Here is a 25,086-nt window from a genome sequence, read left to right as displayed (position 1 = left end):
CTTTATCGCCGCATTCGGGCGTTCGCTGTTCGTGGTGGCCGGCGCGCTGGTGCTATCGCTGGTGCTGATCTTGCCCGTGGCGTTTCTGGCACATACCCGCTATCCGCGGCTGGATCGCTGGATGAACGTGCTGATACTCGCACCATTCGCCGTACCGCCAGTGGTCTCCTCGGTGGGTCTGCTGCAGCTCTATGCCGGCGGACCACTGCCGCTGGTGGGCACGCCGTGGATCCTGATGCTGACCTATGTCTCGATTGCGCTACCGTTCATGTACCGCTCGTTGATCAACAGTCTGAGAAGCTTCGAGGCAAACGAGTTGATGGAAGCCGCACAGTTGCTGGGGGCCAGCCCACTGACGGCGTTCTTCAACGTCATCCTGCCCAATATGCGTCTAGGCATTCGCATCGCGATCTTCCTGTCGTTCTCATTTCTGATCGGCGAGTTCGTGTTCGCCAACATGCTGGTCGGTACACGCTTCGAAACGCTGCAGATCTATCTGTTCAACGTGCGTCGTGAAAGCGGGCACTTCACCAGCGCGCTGGTCATCACTTTGTTCGTGTTCATCCTGATTCTCACCTGGCTGGGCAACGGCCGGGGAGAAATCACCGCTCCGGAGGCTGGCGACACATGAGTTCCGCTCCTGCTCCCCTTTCCACGCCCGAGGCAACGCCCGCTTCACCTGAAACGGCCGTGGCCGAGCGTTCCGCCGTTGCCGACAGCCTCGTGGCCGAGCCCCCTTCCGCCGATTCGCGCTACCTGCGCCTGCAGGGACTCTCCAAGCGCTTCGGTGCGACATCGGTCTTCGAAGGGATCGAGGCCGACATCGCGCGTGGCGAGTTCGTCACGCTGCTCGGCCCCTCGGGCTGCGGTAAGTCCACATTGCTGCGCGCGATCGCCGGACTGACGGCGGTCGATGCCGGTCACGTCGAAGTAGATGGCGAAACCATCACCCATCTACCGCCGCAGAAACGCGGCATCGGCATGGTATTTCAGCACTATGCCTTGTTCCCCAACATGACGGTCTTCGACAACGTCGCCTTCGGCCTGCGCATGCACAAGGTGCCGAGCGCCGAGCGCCAACAGCGGGTCGATGAAACGCTGTCGCTGGTGGAACTCGAGACGCACGCACACAAGCATCCGCATCAACTGTCGGGTGGACAGCGGCAGCGCGTGGCGCTGGCACGTTCGCTGGTCCTCGAGCCCCGCATTCTGCTGATGGATGAGCCGCTGTCGGCACTGGATGCGCGCATCCGCCAGCACCTGCGCGAGCAGCTTCGCAATATTCAGCAACAGCTGGGACTCACCACGCTGTTCGTGACCCACGATCAGGAAGAGGCGCTGATGATGTCGGACCGCATCTTCCTGATGGGCAAGGGAAACATCCTGCAACAAGGCGACGGAGAAGCACTCTACACACGCCCTGCGAGCCAAGAAGTGGCCGGTTTCATGGGCGCCTACAACTGCCTCGATGCACAGCAAGCGTCGTCACTGCTGGGCTATGAAGCGGACGCCGCCCAGGTCGTCTTTCGACCGGAGGCGCTCTACTTGAAAAGTACGATGGACGAGATCAACGACCCGACGACGCCTTCTCATCTCGGCCCCGGCTGTGGCGGTGTCATCGTTCAGCGTCGATTGCTTGGCAACGTGATTCGCTACCGTGTGGAATGCCAAGGGTTCTCATTGCATGTCGATGCGCTCAATCGCGGCGCACGTTATCTGTTACCGGAAGGCGCCAATGTCATGGTGCATGCCGATCTCGAGGAAGCCCGAATCCTGTAAGAGTGCCATGGCATCAGGTGAACCACGCATCGCATGCGGCATTTTCATGCAATGGCATGACGACTGCTACCTGGCTAGCCGGCAGGTCCATCCCCACATGACACGTCATGCACGATATAGTGGCCCCATGACACGAATGCCTCGAAGCACCGGTCAGTCGTCGTCGACACTCCGGCGCGAGGCAACACGATAATGGGTGAGCGTACTGAGCATGCAACACTTGGATTTGCAGGTCATCGAGCGAGCGCTTGATTGGGCCCGCGACGGTGAAACGGTCTGGCTGTGCACGGTGTTGGCGACGTTCGGCTCGTCGCCCCGTGAGCCGGGCTCGCTATTCGTCGCGCGCGGGGACGGCCGCCATGCAGGTTCCTTGTCGGGCGGCTGCATCGAGGAGGATTTCCTCGAACGCCTGACGCGGGGCGCCTTCGAGATGCCGGTCACCACGCTACGCTACGGCGATGGGCATGCCGACGGGCCGGCAGTGACGCTGCCCTGCGATGGCATTCTCGATGTCCTGATCGAGCGCCTGCCGGCGACACCAGCATCGCTGGCCCATCTAGAGGCCGTGCATGACGTGCTGCGCGGCCAGCATCAGGCCGTCCGCGAGGTCGATCTCGCCACGGGCGCGGCGATGCTCGTCGAGGACGACGACAATGGACCCAGGGTAACGTGCGATGCGCATCATGCCCGGGTGCGTCTCGGTCCGGTGGCGCGCTTGATCGTGGCCGGCATGTCGCCGGTAGCGCTCGCCTGCGCCGAATTCGCACGCTCGATGGGGTTCGAGGTCATCGTCTGCGATCCGCGCGAAGAGGCATGGGAAGACGTGGCGCTTCCCGGGATACGCACGCGACGCGAGCTGCCCAGCGCCTTCATTGCCTCGGGCGCGAGCCACGCAGCCACGGCCATCGTCGCCTTGACCCATGACCCACGCCTGGATGATCTGACAATGATCGAGGCCGTGCGAACGCCGGCGTTCTACATCGGGGTCATGGGCTCGCGACGCACCTCGACGGCCCGTGCCGAACGGCTGGCACGCACCGGCGGACTCAGCGAGGAAGATATCGAACGTCTGCACATGCCCATCGGCCTGGCACTCGGGAGCAAGACACCCGCCGAAATCGCGCTGGCGGTCATGGCCGATATCGTGCGCGTGCGACGCGGCAAGGCACGCGATGCCCTGTAAGCGCGTGGTCGCCGTGATCATGGCCGCCGGAAGCTCGCGGCGTTTCGGAGAGCAGGACAAGCGCCGCGCCCTGCTCGCAGGGGGCGAGACGCTGCTGAACGCTTCCTTCGCGCATGCGGCCGAGGCCTTCACTCACTGTCGCGTGGTGCTGCGCGACACCGAGACGCCAGCGCATTTCGGCCTGGACGAGCACGCGCCCGTGATAGGTGTCGCACACGCCGAGCGCGGGCTGGGCACCAGCCTGGCCGAGGCCTTCGCGACGCTCGCAGGGGATCCGTCACTCGCCGACGTTCAGGCAGCCGCAATACTGCTCGGCGACATGCCCGCCATTCGCGCCGACACGCTGCGCCGCTTGCAGCACGCCGCCGATGTCGCACACATAATTCGCCCCCGGCATGCCGGCCGTCCCGGCCACCCGGTACTGTTCGGACGCGATTTCTGGCCGGCTCTCACGCGCCTGGAAGGGGATAGCGGGGCGCGGCGGCTTATCCACCAGCACCCCGCATGCTACCGGGAAGTAGAGGTCGATGATCCCGGCATCCTGCTGGACATCGATACACCCTCGGACCTGCAACACCTCGCAGCGCCAGCTGACGGCGGCGCGAGGCGCTGAGGCCAGTCGATGCTCCTTAGGCGCTTTGCGCCTGGGGCACGTCGTCCATCAGCTTGTCGAGGGTGATCGGCAGTTCGCGAATGCGCTTGCCGGTGGCATGGTGCACCGCATTGCCGATGGCGGCGGCAAGCCCGGTGATGCCGATTTCGCCGATACCCCGCGCGCCGTACTCATTGAACGCCAGATCAGGATAATCGAGCAGTATGACATCGATCTCCGGCTGGTCGGCGTGCACCGGTACCACGTACTCTGCGTAGTCGTTGTTCACGGGGCGGCCGTTGCGCTCGTCGTACTCGGTGGCTTCGAAGAGGCCCATGCCCACGCCCATGACGACGGCGCCCTCGACCTGGTTACGCGCGGTGGTTTCGTTGATCACCTTGCCTACATCGATGGCACTGACCACGCGCGACACACGCAGGTGCGAGATGCCCGGATCCCAGCGTACCTCGACGAAATGGGCACCGAAGGAGCGGTAGGAGTATTTCGAGTCGGCGGCCTCGGTATGCGCTTCACCATCGGCACTGCCATAACGCGCGGCGTCGAGTACCTCGGCGAAACTCGCCTGCTTGCCGTCATAACGCAAGGCACCATCGGCCACGCTTAGATCGTCCGCGCTGGCCTCGGCGAAAATGCCGTTGCCACCCGTGGCGTAACGCTTGAGCTCGTCAAGCGCATTACGTGCCGCGCCGGCGATGGCCGGGAGCGTCGTCGCCGTGGCCCAGGAGCCGCCGGAGATCGGCCCGTCCGGGTAGGAGGAATCCCCCAGCTTGACGGTAATCCGATCCAGCGGCACTCCGGTCACGTCGCTCACCGCCTGGGCGACGATGGTGTAGGTGCCGGTGCCGATATCCTGGGTCGCGCAGGAAGCGAAGACGGTGCCATCGGCACGCAGCGACACGCGTGCATCGCAGGGCCGCTTCAGGGCTTCCCAGTTGCAGGCCGCCATGCCGTAGCCGACGATCTCACGGCCCTCGCGCATGCTGCCGATCTCGGGGTTGCGATCGTGCCACCCGAAACGCTCGGCGGCCTGCTGCGTCGCTTCGATGATGTGATTGCTGGAGAAGTCGAGATCCTTGCTCTCGTCGCGCTCGGCGTAGTTATCGAGGCGAAACTGCACCGGATCGACACCTGCCGCCAGCGCCATCTCGTCGATGGCGGATTCCAGCGCGAACAGCCCCGGCGCCGCACCCGGCGCACGCATCGAGGTCGGCGTGCCGCGATTCACCTGTGTCGTGGCATGGCTCACCGTCAGATCGGGGCAGCTGTAGAGGCTCTTGGTCACGCTGCCGCAGGTTTCCACGTACTGGTCGGTGAACGAGGTCGTGTTGATCGCCTCGTGACGCAGCGACACCAGCTTGCCGTTGCCGTCGGTCGCCAAACGCATGCGCTGGCGGGTTTCAGGACGGTGCCCGGTGGTGGTGAACATCTGCTGACGCGGCACGACGAGCTGCACCGGACGATCCAGCTCACGCGACACCGCTGCCGTGGCTATCGCATGCGGCCAGGTCCACAACTTGCTACCGAAACCCGAGCCGATGTAGGGCGCATGCACGGTGATACGCTCGGGGGCGATGGCGAAGATCTTGGACAGCGCATTGCGCTCGACCACGACGCCTTGCGAGGCGTCATAGATGGTCAGATCGCCCGGCGCATCCCAGTACGCCACCGAGGCGTGCATTTCCATCGGGTTATGGGTTTCCACCGGCGTATGGTAAGTGACGTCGATGGTCGTTTCGGCGCTGTCGAAGGTCGAGGCGGCATCGCCACGCGAATGACCGCCACCCGACTGGGTGCCGTTGTCATCAAGGCCCTGGGCGAGGTTGGCGATGGCCGATTCGGCGGCGTATTCCACTTTGACGTGTCGCGCGGCGGCACGTGCGTTCTCGAAACTGTCAGCGACCACCAGCGCCACGAACTGGCCCTCGTAGTACACGCGCTCATCCTCAAACGGCAGCCGTGTTTCCTCCACCTTGTTGCCCTGCACGAAGCTCGACGGCGTGCGATACAGCGACGGGAAGTGACCGTGGTGGAAAATATCGATGACGCCCGGCATTTGCTTCGCCGCATCGATATCCAGCCGCGTCACCTTGCCCTTGGCGATGGTGCTGAAGACGCCGTAGCCGTATGCCATGTTGGCCGGCAAGTTGTCAGCGGCGTAGTTGGCACGCCCCGCGAGTTTATCGGGACCGTCGATGCGCGGCACGCCCGCGCCGATAATGGGCTCTTTCGTATCCTTGTCGCTCATGTTCCATTCTCCTCGCGGGCGATTCAGGCGGCGGTCAGATCGGTGAGATTACGCACGATGGCCTGCTGGCCGAGCGGAATCTTGTAGCCGTTGTGGGCGTAGGCGACGGCGTTCTCGAAGGCGCGTTTGGCCGCGTCCGCGAACACCGCCTCACTGGCGGTCTTGCCCTTGAGCGCCGCTTCCACTTCCGGCGCGCGCCACGGCTTGGTGCCGACACCGCCCATGGCCACCCGCGCTTCGCGAATGGTGTTGCCGTCCATGCGCACGATCACCGCGCTAGAGGCGAGCGCGAACTGATACGACTGGCGGTCGCGCAGCTTGAGATAGGCAGAGCGGCTGCCCTCGAGCGGCGCGTCCAGCGTCACATGGGTGATCAACTCGCCCGCTTCCAGCGCATGCTCGCGTGCCGGCGTGTCGCCGGGCAGCAGGTGAAAGTCGGCGAAATCGATTTCGCGCCGGCCTTCCGGCCCCTGTACCTCGACGGTGGCCCCGATGGCGGCCATCGCCACGCACATGTCCGAAGGGTGCGTCGCAATGCAGTTGTCGCTGGTGCCGAGCACCGCGTGAACGCTGCGGTTGACGCCGCCGATGGCCGCGCAGCCGCTGCCGGGCTCGCGCTTGTTGCAGGCGGACACGCCATCGCGGAAATACGGGCAGCGCACGCGCTGCATGACATTGCCACCGGTGGTCGCCTTGTTGCGCAGTTGGGTCGAGGCGCCGGCCAACAATGCCTGGGAAAGTACGGCATAGTCCTCGACTACCCGCTCATCACGCGCCAGCGCGGTGTTGGTCACCATCGCGCCGATACGCAGCCGGCCATCATCGAGGCGTGCGATGGTATCGAGATCGACACCGTTGATATCGACCACTGTCTGCGGCTGCATGACATCGAGCTTGACCAGATCGAGCAGCGTGGTACCACCCGCCAAAAAGGCGGCGTCGCGTTCACTGCCGTGCGCCGCCACCGCCTGCTGCGCGCTCTCAGCGCGGGCGTAATCAAAATGTCTCATGCATTACCCCCTTGCATTGCTCCGCGAGCGGACTGAACCGCCGCGACAATGTTCTTGTAGGCGCCGCAACGACAGATATTGCCGCTCATCGCCTCGCGCACGTCGGCATCACTGGTGCCGATGTCGTCATCCTGCAGGATCGCCAGCGCGCTCATCATCTGCCCCGCCGTGCAGTAACCGCACTGATAGGCATCGTGCTCGAGAAACGCCTGCTGCAACGGATGTTGCTGGCCGTTCTTCTCGAGCCCTTCGACGGTGGTGATCTCGTCGCCGTCGTGGGTCACGGCGAGACTCAAACAGGAGTTGATGGACGTGCCATTGACCAGAATCGTGCAGGCACCGCACTGGCCGTGGTCGCAGCCCTTCTTGGTACCGGTCAATTGCAGGGCATGGCGCAGCGCATCGAGCAGGATCACGTTGGGCGTGACATCGAGCTGTTCGCGCCGGCCATTGACGGTCAGCGTGATGCGACGCTGGCCTTCCGCGGGGGGTGCCTCGGCTTGCGTGTCCGGGTCATCCGGCGAACCGGCATAGCTCACCGACGACAACGCCGGCGCAGCCGCCACCGCGAGCCCGGAGACACCGGCGGATTTTAGAAAGCGTCGCCGCGACGGCGATGCGGGGTGTCGCTGGGGATCAAAATACGAAACCTCAGTCTTGAGGCGCTCACGGTCATCCATGTCTTATCCTCGCCATTCACCAGTCAGGGTTGGCATCGTTCTTGGGCGACGCCCGAGACGCGCAATTCGTCGCTGGCGGGCGCGCGCCATCAGAAAGCACTGTGCGGGGCCGGGCCGTGTCAGGTAGCTCGGCCAACCTTAACGTTAGGAGAGGACAGGCGGTGCCGCAAAGCCTGCGGCGAAAACTCCAGAGGAATCCGGCAGGATGCCAGAGGATCAGGCATGAACATCGATGCATCGGGCAGCCACACCTGAAAAAACGGCGCCGCAGAGAAACGCTTCGCAGGAGGAACATGCAAGGGCCGCAAACGCAAAACCGCCGCCCGGAAGCTCCGTGGCGGCGGTTTTGCGGATGTCTGGCTGGTGCCGGTGAGTGGACTCGAACCACCGACCTACGCATTACGAGTGCGTTGCTCTTCCAACTGAGCTACACCGGCAACGGCGCACGATGATAGTCAGGTTCGCGTGGCCAAACAAGCCTCATGGGCAGAAGGCACTTTCGCGGCATTCAGAGCCCTGACACGATAAGGGCGAGACCCTGAGGCCCCGCCCTTACAACTTGTACAGAATTTGATCTGTACAGAATGCTCAAATTCCTTATGAGCGTTTTTGTCGGCATCCATGCCTGTGAATTAGCGCTTAAAGCGCAGATACTCACGTTGTCTTTCCTGACGCGGTGAGTACCGTCATCCGGCTTCCTGCCGGTTGAGAACAACTTTAATCCCTGACGCCACGTCCTGGTGGCCGTTGCCCTCGACGACCCCTAAAACTTAGACAAGACCTAACGACATGTCAAATCGCTAGCGCGCTTGTGAAACAACAGAGCCTGAATAGGCCTGTCCTGTCGCCCTATTCAGGCAACACCGGCATGGTCAGCAGCAGCCATAGATACACCGCGATCAATGCCGCGACGACCGCCGCGATGGCCCAGGCCATGCGCTCTCGCGTCGCTTGATCCCGGGCGACAAGATGCTTGAGCGCTATTCGTGCGCCCCACCAGACGCCTACCAGCACCAGCAATGGAATGCCTACGCCGATCAGAAATGTCATCTCGCCTCCTCTCTCAGGCAATCCACGACTATCATGACGCCACGCTCGTGAGTCTCGCAACGGCCACCGGGAACGACAAGCGCATGCCTTCTGATGACAAGATTGTCGACAGTGTATATGCGCAACAAACACTGCACTGGTATAATCTGGCACGACCGCTGGGTCGCCGGCACCATGACGGGCCAACCGAATTCACCATCTGCATGATGATCCAAGCGCTTTCGCGGGGACGGCATCATCGCCGCACGAGCGGGGCTGCCCAAGATCGCCGGCAAGCACTTGTATCGCCCCCAGCCAACCCGCACCGCTGAAGATTCGTGCAACCGCTGTGACAAGAGAGGTCAATATCCAAATGTCCAACACGCCGAAGATCATCTACACGCTCACCGATGAAGCCCCCGCGCTGGCGACCCATTCCCTGCTTCCGATCATCGCCGCTTACACGAGCACGGCCGGCGTCAGCGTCGAGACCCGCGATATCTCGCTGGCCGGCCGCATCCTCGCTCAGTTCCCGGATCTTTTGAGCGACGAGCAGCGCATCAGCGACGATCTGGCCGAGCTCGGCGAGCTGGCCAAGACGCCGGAAGCCAACATCATCAAGCTGCCCAACATCAGCGCTTCCGGCCCGCAGCTCAAGGCCGCGATCAAGGAACTGCAGAGCCAGGGCTATCCGCTGCCGGATTATCCGGACGAGCCGAAAAACGACGAAGAGCAGGCGATCAAGGCCGCTTTCGACAAGGCCAAGGGCAGCGCGGTCAACCCGGTGCTACGCGAAGGCAACTCCGACCGCCGCGCACCGCAGTCGGTCAAGAACTACGTACGCCAGTACCCGCACCGCATGGGCGAGTGGAGCGCCGACTCTCAGTCGCATGTCGCGCACATGAGCGAAGGCGACTTCTACGGCAGCGAGCAGTCCGCCACCATCGAAAAAGCCGGCAAGCTCAAGATCGAACTCAAGCAGAAAGACGGCACCACAAGCGTTCTCAAGGAAGGCCTGGCGGTTCAGGAAGGCGAAGTCATCGACGCCTCACGCATGAGCAGCCGTAAACTGCGCAACTTCATCGACAGCGAGATCAAGGATGCCAAGAAGCGCGGCGTGCTATTCTCTCTGCACCTGAAAGCCACCATGATGAAGGTTTCCGACCCGATCATGTTCGGCATGGTGGTCGAGGAGTTCTACAAGGACGTGCTCGAGAAGCACGCCGACGCCCTCGACCTGGCCGGCTTCAATCCCAACAGCGGCATCGGCGACCTCTACAGCGCGATCGGGTCCCTGCCCAGCGAGCAGCAGGACGCGATCAAGAACGACATCGACGCACTCTACAAAGAGCGTCCGCCGATGGCGATGGTCAACTCGCACAAAGGCATCACCAACCTGCACGTGCCGTCTGATGTGATCATCGACGCTTCCATGCCGGCGATGATTCGCGATTCCGGCAAGATGTGGGGCGCCGACGACGCGCTGCACGATGCCAAGGCCGTGATCCCGGATCGCTGCTACGCCGGCATCTATCAGGTCACCATCGACGACTGCAAAAAGAACGGCGCCTTCGATCCGACCACCATGGGCAGCGTGCCCAACGTCGGCCTGATGGCACAGAAGGCTGAGGAATACGGTTCTCACGACAAGACCTTCCAGGCCGCGGCGGACGGCACCATCGTCGTCACCGACGAGAACGGTCATCAGCTGTTCAGCCACGACGTGGAAGCCGGCGACATCTGGCGCATGTGCCAGACCAAGGACGCGCCGATTCAGGACTGGGTCAAGCTCGCCGTGACCCGTGCCCGCGACAGCGCCACTCCCGCCATCTTCTGGCTGGACGCCAACCGCGCGCATGATGCGAAGCTGATCGAGAAGGTCGAAACCTACCTCAAGGATCACGACACCAGCGGCCTGGATATCCGTATCATGTCGCCGGAAGACGCCATGCGCTTCTCGCTGGAACGCACTCGCAAGGGCGAAGACACCATCTCCGTCACCGGCAACGTGCTGCGCGATTACCTGACCGACCTGTTCCCGATCATGGAGCTCGGCACCAGCGCCAAGATGCTCTCCATCGTCCCGCTGATGCAGGGCGGCGGCCTGTTCGAGACCGGCGCCGGCGGCAGCGCACCCAAGCACGTCGAACAGCTTCTCGAGCAGAACCACCTGCGTTGGGACTCGCTGGGTGAATTCCTCGCCCTGGCCGCGTCGCTCGAGCATCTCGCCAAGGCGTACGACAACCCCAAGGCCAAGGTGCTCGCCAAGACGCTGGATCAAGCCACCGGCGAATTCCTCAACAGCAACAAGTCGCCGTCACGCAAGATCGGCGAAATCGACAACCGCGGCAGCCACTTCTACCTCTCGCTCTACTGGGCCCAGGCACTCGCCTCTCAGGACGAAGACGCCGAGTTGAAGGAGCAGTTCAGCGAGCTGGCCAAATCGCTGCAAGCCGACGAAGACAAGGTCGTCAAAGAGCTCACCGAGGTGCAAGGCAAGCCGGTTGAAATCAAAGGCTACTACCACCCCGATTATGACCTGACCAGCAAGGTCATGCGTCCCAGCGCTACGCTGAACGCCGCGCTGGATGCCCTCATGAAGCGTTAAACGCTTTGCGCCGCGCACCTATGGCTCGGCACACATGAAAGGCGTCAGATCAGGCCCATGCCCCGTGCATGGGCCTGTTTCGTTCAGAGGCAGGAAACGCGCTGAAAGCTCGGCTCTCCCAGACGTAAAAAAGCCCTCCACAATGGGAGGGCCAAAACGTCGTACGCAGTGTGAGCCACTACGCGATGGAATCGCGACATCCTTGAAGCATCCTCGCCATCCATGGCTCACGATTACAAAACATAACACATTAGAGACGTTTTGTTTACCTACATTCGATGTCTTTTTAGTAAGCGAATGACGACGTAACGGGTGAGCATGGACGCCATCCCGAGTGAAATTTCAGAGTGGGTGATAACCGAGTAAAATCGTCGGGTATTTAACCCAGATCAATCCAGCCGCCTGCTCACTATGACATTGTGGGCGCCGTCGAGCAGGGATACGACCTTGATGCCCAGGCATCGCGCACAAGGAAGTGTGGAGAGGTCGCAAGGAGCTCGACAGGACAATGCAGTGACGCAACGTCCATGCCCGGCTTCGGCCGGGCTTATTTGTGTCTGGACCCCGCCAACACCTTCCTCTTCCGCAATGGTCTATTTTAGTCGGAGTGCCATCGTGCAAGGAGAAGGTATGACACCACGCAAGACCGACTTCCCCCTCGATCAATGCCGCTGTCATCTGGAAACCGGCCCCATCTTACTGGTGGGTTCGCAGTGGCAGACCGAACGCAACCTGATGGTAATGGGCTGGCACATGATGCTCGGCTTCACGCCGGCACATTTCGAGCGCTATGGACAAAATGTGGACACATACAAAAAAACCGCCCTGAGAGGCGGTTTCTTTCAAGGCTTAAAAAGCCTTTAGAATCAGTCGCTAAGCTATGGTGCCGACACCAGGAGTCGAACCCGGGACCTACTGATTACAAGTCAGTTGCTCTACCAACTGAGCTATGTCGGCATAACACAAAGCCGTTAGCGATGGCTGGGGTAGCAGGACTCGAACCTGCGAATGCCGATACCAAAAACCGGTGCCTTACCACTTGGCTATACCCCAGCAAATTGGTGGCCAGAGACGGAATCGAACCGCCGACACGAGGATTTTCAATCCACTGCTCTACCGACTGAGCTATCTGGCCCTTCCAACGGGGACGCATTAAACCGAATTCTTCGGTTTGGGTCAAGCCTTTTAATTCAAAAAGATGCTGACCACCGGGCCTGCTCTACTGGCTCGGGGGTACGTAGCCTTCGGCCTGGTCGGTATCCCGGTTGTCGAGAAAGCGCTCCATCTGTTCCATCAGATAGGTACGCGCTTCGGGGTCCAGCAGACTGAGATGCTTTTCGTTGATCAGACGGGTCTGTAGCGCCTGCCATTCGTCCCAGGCTTGCTTGGAAACCGTCTGTTGGATCTCCTGCCCCTTGGCACCGGGTAGCGGCGGAAACGGCAGGGCCTCGAGCTCCTGTTGGTATTTACGGCAAAAGACGGTCTGGCTCATGGCGCTTACTCCTAACGTATTGCGGTTCGTCATGACACAAAATCACGAAACATCTCGATTGAGTAGTGTCTTGACCGGCGCCGCCAATCCTACACTAGCGGGCGCCTTGGCGTCGTACCATAGCGCCCCGGTCTCGCCGATCTCTGAAGGCATCTCGTCCAGACGCGCCGGTGAGGGCGTGATCTGCAAACGAAAATGACTGAAGGTATGCGTGAACGCCTCGCCATCCGTCTCACGCTTTGCGTGGGGGAAGCGCTGATCGAGCCAGGCGCGTAACGCTTGCTCGTCATCGAACTGGGGCAGGCTCCACAGGCCGCCCCACAGGCCGCTGGCCGGGCGCTGCTGGAGGAAGATGCGTCCCAGTGGGTCACGCAATACCAGCATCAGTGTGGCGCGCTCAGGCAGGGCCTTGCGCGGCTTGGATTCTGGGAAGCGCGTTTCTTCGCTACGCGCATGCGCCACGCAGACATCCTCGAAGGGGCATAGCAGGCACGCCGGCTTGCTGCGCGTACAAAGCGTCGCCCCCAGATCCATCATCGCCTGGGTATAGTCGGCCAGGCGTTCCTCGGGCGTATAACGCTCCGCCAACGCCCATAGCTCACGCTCCACGGCAGGACGTCCGGGCCAGCCTTCCACGGCGTGCAGGCGGGTCAACACACGCTTGACGTTGCCATCGAGGATCGGTGCGCGCCGGCCGGTGCTGATGCTGATGATCGCGCCGGCCGTGGAACGCCCGATACCAGGCAGCGTGGACAGCGCCTCGACGCTGTCCATCGGAAACTCGCCGCCATGTTCCTCGACCACCACCTGGGCCGCCTTGTGCAGATTACGGGCACGCGCGTAATACCCCAGCCCCGTCCAGAGGTGCAGCACCTCGTCCTGCGGCGCTCGCGCCAGGGCGGCGACATCGGGAAAGCGCTCCATGAAGCGCTGATAGTAGGGAATCACCGTGGCGACCTGCGTCTGCTGCAGCATGATTTCCGAGACCCAGACACGATAGGGCGTCTTGTCGAACTGCCAGGGCAGCGTCTTGCGACCGTGCACGTCGAACCATTCGAAGACCCGCCGACGAAAAGTGTCGGCGGTGAGCGAAATTTCTTGCATGAGCATTATCGTCCAGCCGGCGGCGACGCCGTTAGATCATGGGGATGCGAGATTATGGACAGGCCAAAAAAAGCGCCGACAGGTGTCGGCGCAGGGACTGGCTTTGGGCTTTGCTCACTTGAGTAGACCACGCAACTTGTCCCCGAGTTCCTTGGCGGAGCCTTCTCCCAATGTTTCGTCGATCTTGCGCGCGGTGTCGCTATCGAGCTGATCTTCCAGTTCCTCGTCGAGCTTCTCGCCAGCTTCGCGCTTGGCCTTGTCCTCGGCCAGCTCTCCCAGCGTGTCCTGGAAGGCCTCGCGATCGAAGCGGCACCATTCACCCGGCTCTCCGCCGAGTTGCCCTTCACAACGCACTGGCAGGCGTACCTGCTGCAGACGCGAGGTCACCCGACAGGCATTCTCGTCGGCGGTATCGATGAAGCGCGCCTTGAGATCGTAATCGAAACGTTCGGTGGGAATGTTGAACGACCCCGCGCCAGTCATTTCGATGCCCGGAATACGCACCTCAAGATCGTCGTTGCGTGCCACGCCATCGGTGATATCAAGGCTCGCCGACAGCGTATCGAAGGGCGTGTCGTCGCTCCATTCGCGATCCGACTGGTTGCCGTCCAACACGGCAGCGGCGGTACATAGCTGACGCGAGACATTGACGTCGAGCATCGCGCCATCATCGATGCGTAGCGAGGCCGTGCCGTTGAGATGGCGCTTGAGCGACTCTAGCTGATTGGTCTGCGAGGTGACATCGCTTTCCAGGTTGAGCCGGCCGCGCAAGGGCGATTCCGCATCGTTGATGTCTTTGTAAAGCGGTGCGATCTGCACGTCGGAAAGCGACTGAGTCATGGCCAGGCGCAAAGGTGATTGGCGGAGATCCAAGCTACCTTGGGCATCGAGCGTGCCCTCGTAGAGTTTGGCCGCCAGAGACTCCAGACGTTGACGCCCGTCGTCGCCCGTGAGGCGCAGCGCCACGTCCTGGAGCGTCATGCCCTTGAGGATCACAGTATTCACGTCCAGCTTGCCATCCAACGTCAAGTTGGACAGCCACTCGGCGGGTAGCAAGCCAGCACTTTCGGCGGCGGCATACGCCGAAGACACGCCCAGCGTTTCGACGACGCTCGCCGTACTTTCGTTCTCGCCATTGTCCGCTTCTTCGCCATTCTTCTCGGCGGGCGGCAGATAGGCGTCCAGATCGAGACGTTCGCCCTGGAGATCGAAGCTCAACCACTGGCCATCGAAACCGGCGCCCAGCTCCCCGGTCAGCGTTTCACCATCGAGCAACAGGCTGAGGTTCGAGAAATTGATGCGCTGGAGATCGCCATGCACGGGGCTGGTCATGGCCAGTTCGCTTAGCGCCTTGTCGTCGCCAGTCTCGGGCAAGGCGTCAAAACGCTTGAGCCAGTCTCGCAGTGGCAGCGGCGCCAGTTTGAGCTGCCCAGTATACTTCGGCGCCTCAAGCAGTTCGGTAAAGCTCAGTGTCCCCGTCAGGTCCAGGTTGTCGTCACCGCTCAAGGCGATATCACGCAACTGGGCGGTTTGAGCATCGAGATCGGCTTCGCCATCGAAGCCCAGGCTCAACCCAAGCGGCTTGCTCTTCACGGCGGGATGGTGAAGACGTGTGTCGAGCTTGGCATCATCAAGACGGTAATGCTGCGCTTGCGTCTCGGCCAGTAGGTGGCCGACTTGCAAATTGACGCCCTGCGCCTGTTCGGAAAGCGCCGGCCACTGGGTGCTGGTTTCCAGCGTCACGTTGCTGAGTTCATAGCGCCCGTCGCGCAGTCCCAGGCTTACGCGGCTCTTGAACTTCACCTCACTGGTCAGTTCAGGCGCCTTGCTGTCGAGATCGAACGCCATCTGCAGTGGAAAGGCCGCGTCGGGATTGACGTTGCTGCCATCCAGGCTGAGATTGGAGAGCGTCAGATCCAGATCGCGCTGAGCATCCTGATAATGCACGTGACTGTCGCGCACTTGGACACTCGCGATATCCAGCGCCACGGGCAAGCTATCGGGGTTCTGATTCAGCCCCGGCCCTGCCGATGCCGGCGCCAAGGCTTCCTCGGCCTGGTCACCACCGCGCTCCATGCGATCGAGCAGAACTTCCCAATTGCCGCGACCTTCGGCGTTGCGCTCGAGATTGAGGCGCATGCCATCCAACGTCAGCCCTTCCACGGCCACCTCGCCGGAGAGCAGCGGCGCGAACGCCACACTGACCTCAGCACGGTCGAACGCCGCGAAGGCCGAGTCATCGTGTGACTGCTCGGGCAGCCAAGCCTCGGCCTGCTCGACGCTGAAGCCCAGACGTGGATAGAAGGACCAGGACAAGGGGCCGTCCAAGTTAAGCTCCAGCCCACTTTGATCGCGCACCGCCTCGACAAGCCGGGGCTTGAGGTCGTTGGGATCGAAGAACGTGGTGATGTAAACCACGGCGCCGACCACGATCAAGGCCAACACCCCGACCACCGCCAGCAATGCTCTCAGCAGCGCTCTCATTGGCGCCCTCCCTGTGACGCTAATGGATGAAATTCATAGTACGTTCCGTCGGCGGCGGGATGATAGCCAAGCCGGGCCAACAACAGTTGATCCCCCATCATCAGCACTGTGGTGGGAACGCGCGGCGTACAGCCCTCGCCTTGCGCGCGTTCGGCAATCAGCATCAATAACCGTGAGCCGACTCCGCGGTGCCGGGTTTCGGCACGTACGCAGAAATGTGACAACCACCATACGCGAGTTTCACGACGCACGGCGACCGCTCCCAGTCGACGTGCGTTAAATAACGCGCAGCAGAACACACCGCCCTGAGTGAAGTGATCGTCGATGAAGCGCTCGACGGGCGCGGGAAGACGCTCGGCGGGAGCATCACGGTAGATGCGCGCGAGGTCCTGCGCCACTTGGGCATCCTTTTCCCATTCGGCGCGATCGATTTCCTGCAAGATCACCGGCATGCCTGCTCTCCTTGGACGATCTCCCTGGCCCTCGAGCGTTGGCGGAGGGATGCGGGAATCGCCCCTGAACTCCCGGCATTGTAGCGGATGGCCGGGGCGATTCTCTATAATGACCGTTCCATGGTGCCGCGAGCCTGCGTATTTACGCCTTCATCGCGCGCGCCGCTCACGTCCGAAGTGCTGGAGACCCCCATGGCCGAGCGCGTCGCCACCGTGTCCCGCGACACCCACGAGACCCAGATCCAGGTGCGTATCAACCTCGACGGCGAGGGCCATTTCCAATCCGAGACGGGCGTCGCGTTTCTCGACCACATGCTCGATCAGGTGGCGCGCCACGGCCTGATCGACCTGGACATTCACGCCCAGGGTGACTTGCACATCGACGATCATCATACCGTCGAGGATATGGGCATCACCCTGGGTCAGGCCTTCGCAGAGGCCATCGGCGACAAGCGCGGCATCCGGCGTTACGGTCATGCCTACGTGCCGCTGGACGAAGCGCTCTCCCGCGTCGTGGTAGACTTCTCGGGTCGCCCAGGGCTGAGCATGAATGTCGAATTCACGCGCGCGAACATCGGCCGATTCGACACGCAGCTGTTCTGGGAGTTCTTCCAGGGCTTCGTCAATCACGCCCAGGTAACACTGCATATCGACAACCTCAAAGGCTTCAACGCCCACCATCAGGCGGAAACAATCTTCAAGGCCTTTGGCCGCGCACTGCGCATGGCGGTGGAACCCGACCCCCGCATGACCGGGCGGATGCCCTCCACCAAAGGCAGCCTGTGAGGCTCTCACGACGCGCTAAGGAGCGAGCATGACGATTGCGGTCATCGATTACGGCATGGGTAACCTTCACTCCGTCGCCAAGGCGCTGGAGCACGTCACGCATGAAAACGTGGTCATCACTGACGATTCGCGCAGCATCCGCGGCGCCAGCCGCCTGGTGCTGCCCGGCCAAGGCGCGATTCGTGACTGCATGGGGGAGTTGCAGCGCAACGATCTGCAGGGCCTGGTGCAAGAAATACTACGTGCCCAGGCCAAGCCGTTACTGGGCATCTGTGTGGGCCAACAGATGTTGATGGAAGAAAGCGAGGAAAACGGCGGCGTGGCTTGTCTTGGCCACCTGCCAGGGCGCGTGCGTCACTTCGGGCGTGATCTGCACGACGCCCAGAACCAGCGCTTGAAAGTGCCTCACATGGGCTGGAACCGAGTTACGCAGCACCACACGCATCCGCTCTGGGCGGGCATCGACGACGATGCACGCTTTTATTTCGTGCACAGCTACTACGTCGAGGCACAAGAAGACAGCGACATCTTCGGCACCACCGAATACGGCGGGCATACCGCGCATGTTGCCACCGGCCGCGGCCCGGTCTTCGCAGTGCAGTTTCACCCCGAGAAAAGCGCGCGCGACGGGTTACGCTTGCTCGAGAATTTCGTCACCTGGACGCCCTAAGCATCCAGGTCGGACATGCCGCCCTTCGACGGCGGCGCCACACGTATACCGAGAGGACACGTCATGCTGGTGATTCCCGCCATCGATCTCAAGGACGGCCAGTGCGTCCGCCTCAAGCAGGGGCGTATGGACGACTCGACCACCTACGGTGACGATCCGGTGGCCATGGCTGCGCGCTGGGTTGAGACCGGAGCCCGGCGTTTGCATCTGGTGGATCTCAACGGTGCCTTCGAAGGCCAGCCAGTGAACGCCGACGCGGTGACCGCCATCGCCCGCGCCTACCCCGAGCTGCCAATCCAGATCGGCGGTGGCATTCGTACCGCCGCAACCATCGAGGCCTATCTCGAGGCCGGCGTGTCCTACGTCATCATCGGCACCCAGGCCGTCAAGGAACCCGCCTTTGTTGGCGAGATGTGCCGGCGCTTTCCAGGCAATGTGATTGTCGGACTAGACGCCCGCGACGGCTATGTTGCCACCGATGGCTGGGCCGAAGTCTCGGCGCTCAAGGCCGTGGATCTGGCCAAGCGCTTCGCCGATGATGGCGTCACCTCGATCGTGTATACGGATATCGCCCGCGACGGCATGATGCAGGGCGTCAACATCGCGGCCACCGCCGAACTGGCCCGCGAAGGCGGTCTCCCGGTGATCGCTTCCGGTGGTGTCACCCATCTAGGCGATATCGAAGCCCTGCTCGAGGTAGAACACGAAGGCATCCTCGGCGCCATCACCGGGCGCGCCATTTACGAAGGCAAACTCGACGTCGCCGAGGCCCAGCGCCTGTGCGACGCCGCGCCAGCCACCCGGAGGAGCTGATCATGGCACTCGCCAAGCGCATCATTCCCTGTCTCGACGTCGATGCCGGCCGCGTGGTCAAAGGCGTCAATTTCGTCGGCATCCGCGACGCCGGCGACCCGGTCGAGGTCGCCAAGCGCTACAACCAGCAAGGCGCCGACGAGATCACCTTCCTCGATATCACCGCCAGCCACGAAGATCGCGGCACCACGGTGGAAATGGTCGAACGCATCGCCGGGGAGGTCTTCATTCCGTTGACGGTGGGCGGTGGCATTCGCACCTGTGACGACATTCGCACCATGCTCAACGCCGGCGCCGACAAGGTGTCGATCAACACCGCCGCGGTGACCAACCCCAACTTCGTTCACGAAGCGGCCGAGCGTTTCGGAAGCCAGTGCATCGTCGTCGCCATCGACGCCAAGCGGGTCTCCAACGAGGGCGAGCCGCCGCGTTGGGAGATATTCACTCATGGCGGACGCAAGCCCACCGGGCTCGATGCCGTGGAATGGGCGTGCAAGATGGTCGAGCTCGGTGCGGGAGAATTGCTGCTGACCAGCATGGACCGTGACGGCACCAAGGCCGGTTTCGACCTGGGCGTGACCCGCGCCATCGCCGATGCCGTCAGCGTCCCGATCATCGCCTCCGGCGGCGTCGGCCATCTCGACCATCTGGTCGCGGGCGTCAAGGAAGGCGGCGCAGATGCCGTGCTCGCCGCCAGCATCTTCCACTTCGGCGAGTACACCATCCCCGACGCCAAGCGTTATATGGCTGAGCAGGGAATCGAGATGCGCTTATAGCGTACGCTGCTTATGCCTCGGCACTGAGCCCCAGGTTGCTGACCCCCTCGTTACGCCCCAGGCGTCGCAGCGACTTGAGTGCGTCACGCGTCAGCGGTGCCTCAACATATTCGAGCACCGCTTCCTGGAAGTCGTGCTCGTCGTCCATCAATGGATGCTCACTCACGCGGGCCGCCAGCCGCTCGGCATCATCATCCGCGCCGCCGGTCATCTCGATGTAGGCATGCACGCCGTCACGTGACAGGCGGCTCACGTCACGTGGCGAGTCAGGCGCTTCACTACGCACGGCGTCGAGCAATGCCGCCAAGGCCATGACCACTTCAACCGCTCGCCGCGCGCCGAAGCTGTCGTCGGTTTCCGGCGGCTCCTGCTCGGCAAGTTTCTCGGCCTGCTTGTCGAAGTCGATCGTCGCGTCCTTCACGGCCAGCGCTTCCCACGCCAGGTCGAGCACGTTGCGTAGCACCTTCGCATCGCCGACGCCGCTCATCTCGGCATACAGCGCATAGTTGGGCCACATGCGCTCTATCAAGGCCGCCATGAAGGCCAGCCGGGCACGCGCGGGCAGTTGATCCAAACGGGCATGGAAGCCGTCGGCGGACGCTGTCATATCATTACTCCTCAGAGGATGCGTCAAGGCCAGAGCATATCTTGGGGAACACGGCCGCGGGCATCGAACACGACGCCCTCGGCGCGCAGTTTTTCATGCTGGCGCACGGCGCCGGTATGCTCGGTCACGCGCCGGCTGGCATTGATGACGCGATGCCAGGGCAACCCGTGGCCGCTAGGCAGGTGGCGCATGGCACTCCCCACCATGCGCGCCGTGGCGCCATCGGTCATATTCGCGATGCGCCCGTACGTGGTCACTCTCCCCTCAGGGATCTGGGCCACTATGGTATAAATCTGTTCAAGCACCTCGGCTCGCGGCATGCTAGCTCTCCTCGGCTGCCCCACTTGCGGCGGGGGGACGGCTTTACCATCATAGGCGCATCATGCATATCTACTTTCTTCAGCACGCGGATTACCTCGGCCCGGCGCGCTTCGCCGATTGGCTGACGGGCATGGGCCACAGCCATAATACCTGCCATTTATACGCGGACGAGACACCGCCGCGTTTCGACAACTTCGATGCCTTGATCGTGCTCGACGCGCCGTTCGCCCTCCACGAGGAAGCATCGCCGACATGGCTCAAGCGCGAGCGCAAGTTGATCGCGCGCATGCTCAAGAGCGGCAAGCCGCTGCTGGGCGTCGGTGTCGGTGCGCAATTGATCGCCGAGGCGCTGGGCGCCATCGTCTCTCGGGGTACCTACGCCGAGCGCGGCTGGCAGCCTATCACCCTGGCCGATGAGAGTCCCTTCGACCTGCCCGAGCGCTTCGAGGCATTCACTTGGCATCACGATGTCTTCGGCTTACCGGACGACGCCTTGCCTCTGGGCGGCAGCACGGCCAGTCCGTTGCAAGGCTTCGCTTGGGACGGCGGCCGCGTGGTGGCACTGCAATGTCACCTGGAGGCCACCGCCGCCTCGGTCAGCACCTTGTACGATCACCTTTCAGCATTCGATCAGCGGCTCGCGGCCGCCGACGGCGCTTACCTGCAATCCCGCGAGACGGTCATGGAGGTGCCGCGGCGTTTCGACCGCCTCGCCGCTTTGCTCGACCGTGTCATGCTCGACTGGTTGCGTCACGCCCGCCGTCCTTAGTCCACAAGAGACAAGGGCACAAGACAGGTGAACGATCAGCGCCCCAGCGACGCCGACCAGTCGCGCGCGAACGCCAAGCAACTCTCCCAATCGCCGACATGCAACGCCTCGTGGGGAGACTGCTCGAGCTGATAACGATACATGGGATCGTAGTATTCGAGCATCAGCGGCGCGAGCCAGGCTTCGTGCGCCTGGGTATTGCCCCGCTGGTGTTCGCGAAAGGCCAGCGCCTGCAAGCGTTGCAGGCGCTGGAAACGCGCACTGCCTAAGCGTTTACGTACGCGCTTGAGCGCGCTGGAAAGCTGCTTGCGCATCAATGCCCAGCCCAGCCACTCACCATAGTGGCCACGGTAGGTCTGCCACAGGGTCTCGATATAGTCCTTGCGGATCTGCTCGAGGCGCCAGTCCAGGGGCATTTCCACGCGAATGCGCGGCGCCGCTTCCATGGTCCGCCAGAAGGACAAGGGGATATCCAACCGCCCGATCATGCGTGACTCATCCTCCACCACGCAGCCATGCGGCATACGCGACAGTGCCACGCCCAGCGCATGCTCGAAATCGATCTGCGACGGCCCCTGCAAGGGATGTCGCCCAAACGCCGAGCCCTTGTGTCGGGCATGGCCCTCGAGATCGACTCCAGTATCGAGACGTTGAATCAACTCGGTCTTGGCGCTGCCGGTGAGGCCGGCCACGACTAGCGTCGGCCGCGTTGCCGCCGAGGTAATCTCGGCGCTCAGGCACTGCCGCATGGCTTTCCAACCGCCTTGGATACGCGGCAGGGTGATGCCCGCCTCCTGCAGCCACTGCTGCGCGATTTTCGAACGCAGGCCTCCGCGGAAACAATAAATCAACGCCTGGGGATGACGCTCGGCAAATGCCTGCCACGCCGCCACACGACGCCGTTTGAGGGCGCCATCCACCAATTGCGTGCCCAACTCGATAGCGGCGGCCTGACCGGCTTCTTTATAGCGAATCCCCACCGCCTGGCGCTCGTCATCGTCCATCAACGGCAGGTTGACGGCACCCGGCAAGGCGCCCTGAGCGAATTCCACCGGGGCACGAACATCGATCAGCGGGCGCTCGAGCAACGCCAGACCGGGCGCGATTTGCGGTAGGCTCACCCACGCACCTCGATCACACTGGTGCCACTCGCGGGGCGCATCTCACCGAAGGCTTCCAGCGTGAGGCCGTGTTGACGGCCGATACGCTCGACGTCGTCCGCCCAGGCGGGGTCGACGCTCAGCAGCAGGCCGCCCGAGGTCTGGGGATCGCACAACCACTGCCAATGCGCCGCATCCATGTCGGGCAACGCCTCACCCAAAGCCTGGCGGTTGCGTTGCGTGCCGCCGGGCACCGCCCCGCGCCGCCGGTATGCTTCAGCCTCGGCGAGCCTGGGCAGCTTGGCGAAGTCGATCCGCGCCTTGAGGCCGCTCGCCTGGCAGACCTCGCTGAGGTGCCCCGCCAAGCCAAAACCCGTGACATCGGTCATGGCATGCACGCCCTGAACCTTGGCCATCTCGATCCCGATCCGGTTGGCCTTCAACATCGTTCGGCGCGCCAGCCCCTGGTGTCCGGATTCCAGCCAACCATGCTTTTCGGCCGTGGTCAGAAGCCCCACCCCCAGCGGCTTGGTGAGATACAACAAGTCGCCTGCCTTGGCGTTGCTGTTGAGCTTGAGATGCTCAAGATCCACCAGGCCATTCACCGCCAGGCCGAAGATCGGTTCAGGGGCGTCGATGGAGTGCCCACCGGCCAACGCCAGACCCAACTCACGGCAGATCGACTGTGCGCCGCCTACCACGTCGCCAGCGATTTCGGCAGCCAGCTTGTCGAGCGGCCAGCCGAGAATGCCCAGCGCCATGATCGGCGTACCCCCCATGGCGTAGACATCGCTGATGGCGTTGATGGCGGCGATGCGTCCGAAGTCGAAGGGATCGTCGACGATGGGCATGAAGAAGTCGGTCGTCGAGATAAGACCGCGACCGTCGCCGAGATCATAGACGGCGGCGTCCTCGCGGCCCTGGTTGCCCACGATCAAGCGCTTGTCTGTGGCGCCGGGGCCCGCCTTGGAGAGGATGCTATCCAGCACGTCGGGGGCGATCTTGCAGCCACAGCCAGCGCCGTGGCTGTATTGCGTCAGGCGAATGGCACTCATTGGACACTCCTTGGCAATCGTTCACTCCATTCTACATCACCGGCGCGCCAGCGTTTACAGGGCTTCCAGGGCATCGCCGAGTTTATCGACGGCGATCACTTCCATCCCCTCGGGCGCCTGCCGCGGGGCGTTGGCACGCGGCACGATGGCGCGTGTAAAGCCGTGTTTGGCAGCCTCGACGATACGCTCTTGGCCACTGGGCACGGGGCGAATCTCGCCCGACAGCCCCACTTCGCCGAAGGCCACCAGCTCACGTGGCAAGTTGCGGTTCTGCAGACTGGAGACGACGGCCAGCAATACGGCCAGGTCAGCGCTAGTTTCGAGTACCTTGACGCCGCCGACCACATTGAGGAAAACGTCCTGATCGCCGGTGAACAAGCCGCCATGCTTATGCAGCACGGCCAGCAGCATTGCCAGGCGATTCTGATCGAGACCCACGGCGACACGCCGTGGGTTGCCCAAGGCCGAATCGTCGAGCAATGCCTGGACCTCGACGAGAATCGGGCGCGTGCCTTCCCAGACCACCATTACCAGGCTGCCGGGCGCTTGTTCCTCGGCGCGCGACAGGAAGATGGCGCTGGGGTTCTTGACCTCCTTGAGGCCGTGCTCGAGCATCGCGAACACGCCCAGCTCGTTGACCGCGCCGAAGCGGTTCTTCTGCCCACGCAGGGTGCGGAATCGCGAGTCCGCCCCACCTTCGAGCAGCAACGACGCATCGATCATGTGCTCCAGCACCTTGGGACCGGCCAGCGTGCCGTCCTTGGTGACGTGCCCGACCAGCATCAGCACGGTGTTCGACTGCTTGGCGAAACGCGTCAACGCTGCCGATGATTCGCGCACCTGCGCCACGCCGCCGGGCGCCGAGCTGATATCCTCCAGGTGCATGGTCTGGATCGAGTCGATGATCAGCACGGCAGGCTTTTCACGCTCGGCGACCGCAAGCACCGTTTCGATGCTGGTCTCGGCGAGCATGTTGAGCCCCTTGACCGGCAGCTGCAGCCGATGCGCGCGCATCGCTACCTGGGAGAGCGACTCCTCGCCGGTGACGTATACCACCTTGTGCGACTGGGCCAGCTTGCAGGCAGTCTGCAGTAGCAACGTCGACTTGCCGGCGCCGGGATTGCCCCCTAACAGCACCGCCGAGCCCGGTACGAGACCGCCGCCCAGTACGCGATCGAACTCGCCGAAGGAGGAAGAGAAGCGCGGCACTTCGGTGAGGTCGACCTCGCCCAGGTCGACCACGTCACGCGAGACCAATCCCGCATAGCCGCTCCGCCCCGTCGTCGACGGTGATTGCGCATGTGGCCGAGCGCTGCCCAGGCGCACTTCGCTGAGCGTATTCCACTCGCGGCAGCTCGAACACTGCCCTTGCCATTTATTGTATTCAGCACCGCATTCGGTGCACACGAAGGCGCTTTTCGCCTTGGCCATGTCATCGCTCCTTGCTGATCACCGGCATTCTATCATCGCGCCCGGCATCGCCTCGCTCGGGTATATACCCCACGAAAGG

The 25,086-nt window shown here is 62.7% G+C and carries 24 protein-coding genes and 4 tRNA genes; 11 read left to right on the top strand and 17 right to left on the bottom strand.

The window, feature by feature from the left end:
- Positions 1–31: 31 nt before the first annotated feature.
- The 4 genes from SR908_RS10175 (at position 32) to SR908_RS10160 (ending at position 3,575) form a co-directional block, all read left to right on the top strand.
- Complete coding sequence (locus SR908_RS10175; protein ID WP_246922576.1) at positions 32–631, top strand: ABC transporter permease; 600 nt, start codon at positions 32–34, stop codon at positions 629–631.
- Positions 628–1,779 (top strand): ABC transporter ATP-binding protein, encoded by a 1,152-nt coding sequence (locus SR908_RS10170; RefSeq protein ID WP_246922579.1) that lies wholly within the window; start codon positions 628–630, stop codon positions 1,777–1,779. Before SR908_RS10175 ends, SR908_RS10170 begins: the two co-directional genes overlap by 4 nt.
- 211 nt (positions 1,780–1,990) lie before the next feature.
- Positions 1,991–2,962, top strand: a complete 972-nt coding sequence (locus SR908_RS10165; protein WP_246922582.1) for an XdhC family protein — start codon at positions 1,991–1,993, stop codon at positions 2,960–2,962.
- Complete coding sequence (locus SR908_RS10160) at positions 2,952–3,575, top strand: nucleotidyltransferase family protein (protein ID WP_246922584.1); 624 nt, start codon at positions 2,952–2,954, stop codon at positions 3,573–3,575. Before SR908_RS10165 ends, SR908_RS10160 begins: the two co-directional genes overlap by 11 nt.
- A 16-nt stretch (positions 3,576–3,591) precedes the next feature.
- Here the strand turns inward: SR908_RS10160 and SR908_RS10155 are convergent, their stop codons facing one another.
- The 5 genes from SR908_RS10155 to SR908_RS10135 all read right to left on the bottom strand — a co-directional run bounded on the left by SR908_RS10155 (position 3,592) and on the right by SR908_RS10135 (position 8,560).
- Positions 3,592–5,820: a xanthine dehydrogenase family protein molybdopterin-binding subunit gene (locus SR908_RS10155; protein ID WP_246922588.1), complete on the bottom strand. Its 2,229-nt coding sequence runs from the start codon at positions 5,818–5,820 to the stop codon at positions 3,592–3,594.
- A gap of 23 nt (positions 5,821–5,843) precedes the next feature.
- On the bottom strand, positions 5,844–6,830 hold the full coding sequence (locus tag SR908_RS10150) for an FAD binding domain-containing protein (protein ID WP_246922591.1): 987 nt from the start codon (positions 6,828–6,830) through the stop codon (positions 5,844–5,846).
- Entirely contained in the window at positions 6,827–7,510 is a 684-nt protein-coding gene (locus SR908_RS10145; protein ID WP_246922594.1) for a (2Fe-2S)-binding protein, read from the bottom strand. Before SR908_RS10145 ends, SR908_RS10150 begins: the two co-directional genes overlap by 4 nt.
- Positions 7,511–7,871: 361 nt before the next feature.
- Positions 7,872–7,947: transfer RNA gene (locus SR908_RS10140), tRNA-Thr, on the bottom strand.
- Between the two features lie 412 nt (positions 7,948–8,359).
- Entirely contained in the window at positions 8,360–8,560 is a 201-nt protein-coding gene (locus SR908_RS10135) for a hypothetical protein (protein ID WP_246922597.1), read from the bottom strand.
- Between the two features lie 352 nt (positions 8,561–8,912).
- Here SR908_RS10135 and SR908_RS10130 point away from each other — a divergent pair, with 352 nt between their 5' ends.
- The gene (locus SR908_RS10130; protein WP_246922600.1) at positions 8,913–11,147 is read left to right on the top strand and encodes an NADP-dependent isocitrate dehydrogenase; all 2,235 of its coding nucleotides are present in this window, start codon (positions 8,913–8,915) and stop codon (positions 11,145–11,147) included.
- Between the two features lie 630 nt (positions 11,148–11,777).
- Complete coding sequence (locus SR908_RS10125) at positions 11,778–12,011, top strand: hypothetical protein (RefSeq protein ID WP_246922603.1); 234 nt, start codon at positions 11,778–11,780, stop codon at positions 12,009–12,011.
- 17 nt (positions 12,012–12,028) lie between these two features.
- Here the strand turns inward: SR908_RS10125 and SR908_RS10120 are convergent.
- The 7 genes from SR908_RS10120 to SR908_RS10090 form a co-directional block, all read right to left on the bottom strand.
- Positions 12,029–12,104, bottom strand: a tRNA-Thr gene (locus tag SR908_RS10120).
- A 21-nt stretch (positions 12,105–12,125) separates the two neighbouring features.
- Positions 12,126–12,200 (bottom strand) — tRNA-Gln (locus tag SR908_RS10115).
- Positions 12,201–12,206: 6 nt separating this feature from the next.
- Positions 12,207–12,282: transfer RNA gene (locus SR908_RS10110), tRNA-Phe, on the bottom strand.
- A gap of 84 nt (positions 12,283–12,366) precedes the next feature.
- Positions 12,367–12,639, bottom strand: coding sequence for an oxidative damage protection protein (locus SR908_RS10105; RefSeq protein ID WP_040239500.1), 273 nt, complete (start codon positions 12,637–12,639; stop codon positions 12,367–12,369).
- Between the two features lie 42 nt (positions 12,640–12,681).
- A complete protein-coding gene (mutY, locus tag SR908_RS10100) occupies positions 12,682–13,743 on the bottom strand; it encodes an A/G-specific adenine glycosylase (RefSeq protein WP_246922606.1) in 1,062 nt (353 codons plus the stop codon).
- 114 nt (positions 13,744–13,857) lie between these two features.
- The gene (locus SR908_RS10095; RefSeq protein ID WP_246922609.1) at positions 13,858–16,227 is read right to left on the bottom strand and encodes an AsmA family protein; all 2,370 of its coding nucleotides are present in this window, start codon (positions 16,225–16,227) and stop codon (positions 13,858–13,860) included.
- Entirely contained in the window at positions 16,224–16,679 is a 456-nt protein-coding gene (locus tag SR908_RS10090) for an acetyl-CoA sensor PanZ family protein (RefSeq protein WP_246922612.1), read from the bottom strand. The genes SR908_RS10095 and SR908_RS10090 overlap by 4 nt, the downstream gene beginning before the upstream one ends.
- A 192-nt stretch (positions 16,680–16,871) precedes the next feature.
- Here SR908_RS10090 and hisB point away from each other — a divergent pair, with 192 nt between their 5' ends.
- The 4 genes from hisB (at position 16,872) to hisF (ending at position 19,724) form a co-directional block, all read left to right on the top strand.
- Positions 16,872–17,465, top strand: coding sequence for an imidazoleglycerol-phosphate dehydratase HisB (gene hisB / locus SR908_RS10085; RefSeq protein WP_097023571.1), 594 nt, complete (start codon positions 16,872–16,874; stop codon positions 17,463–17,465).
- 28 nt (positions 17,466–17,493) lie between these two features.
- The gene (gene hisH, locus SR908_RS10080) at positions 17,494–18,135 is read left to right on the top strand and encodes an imidazole glycerol phosphate synthase subunit HisH (protein WP_246922614.1); all 642 of its coding nucleotides are present in this window, start codon (positions 17,494–17,496) and stop codon (positions 18,133–18,135) included.
- A gap of 63 nt (positions 18,136–18,198) precedes the next feature.
- Complete coding sequence (gene hisA / locus SR908_RS10075) at positions 18,199–18,948, top strand: 1-(5-phosphoribosyl)-5-[(5-phosphoribosylamino)methylideneamino]imidazole-4-carboxamide isomerase (protein ID WP_097023359.1); 750 nt, start codon at positions 18,199–18,201, stop codon at positions 18,946–18,948.
- 2 nt (positions 18,949–18,950) lie between these two features.
- Positions 18,951–19,724, top strand: coding sequence for an imidazole glycerol phosphate synthase subunit HisF (gene hisF / locus SR908_RS10070; RefSeq protein WP_246922617.1), 774 nt, complete (start codon positions 18,951–18,953; stop codon positions 19,722–19,724).
- A 10-nt stretch (positions 19,725–19,734) separates the two neighbouring features.
- On the opposite strand, the gene SR908_RS10065 is transcribed toward hisF, so the two are convergent.
- Both SR908_RS10065 and SR908_RS10060 read right to left on the bottom strand, forming a co-directional pair.
- Positions 19,735–20,331 carry a YjaG family protein gene (locus SR908_RS10065; RefSeq protein ID WP_246922620.1) on the bottom strand — a complete coding sequence of 199 codons (597 nt, stop codon included), beginning with the start codon at positions 20,329–20,331 and terminating at the stop codon, positions 19,735–19,737.
- Positions 20,332–20,354: 23 nt separating this feature from the next.
- The gene (locus SR908_RS10060) at positions 20,355–20,651 is read right to left on the bottom strand and encodes an MGMT family protein (protein ID WP_246922623.1); all 297 of its coding nucleotides are present in this window, start codon (positions 20,649–20,651) and stop codon (positions 20,355–20,357) included.
- A 62-nt stretch (positions 20,652–20,713) separates the two neighbouring features.
- On the opposite strand from SR908_RS10060, the gene SR908_RS10055 reads away from it, so the two are divergent.
- A complete protein-coding gene (locus SR908_RS10055) occupies positions 20,714–21,421 on the top strand; it encodes a type 1 glutamine amidotransferase (protein WP_246922626.1) in 708 nt (235 codons plus the stop codon).
- A 35-nt stretch (positions 21,422–21,456) separates the two neighbouring features.
- On the opposite strand, the gene mnmH is transcribed toward SR908_RS10055, so the two are convergent.
- The 3 genes from mnmH to radA are packed head-to-tail and all read right to left on the bottom strand — an operon-like array spanning position 21,457 to position 25,007.
- On the bottom strand, positions 21,457–22,542 hold the full coding sequence (mnmH, locus tag SR908_RS10050) for a tRNA 2-selenouridine(34) synthase MnmH (protein WP_246922629.1): 1,086 nt from the start codon (positions 22,540–22,542) through the stop codon (positions 21,457–21,459).
- On the bottom strand, positions 22,539–23,576 hold the full coding sequence (selD, locus tag SR908_RS10045) for a selenide, water dikinase SelD (RefSeq protein WP_097023353.1): 1,038 nt from the start codon (positions 23,574–23,576) through the stop codon (positions 22,539–22,541). Before selD ends, mnmH begins: the two co-directional genes overlap by 4 nt.
- 54 nt (positions 23,577–23,630) lie before the next feature.
- Positions 23,631–25,007, bottom strand: coding sequence for a DNA repair protein RadA (gene radA / locus SR908_RS10040; RefSeq protein WP_040239481.1), 1,377 nt, complete (start codon positions 25,005–25,007; stop codon positions 23,631–23,633).
- Positions 25,008–25,086 lie beyond the last annotated feature (79 nt).

Source organism: Chromohalobacter canadensis (genome assembly GCF_034479555.1).
Taxonomy (GTDB): domain Bacteria; phylum Pseudomonadota; class Gammaproteobacteria; order Pseudomonadales; family Halomonadaceae; genus Chromohalobacter; species Chromohalobacter canadensis.
This window is presented reverse-complemented; position numbering and strand designations above follow the sequence as displayed.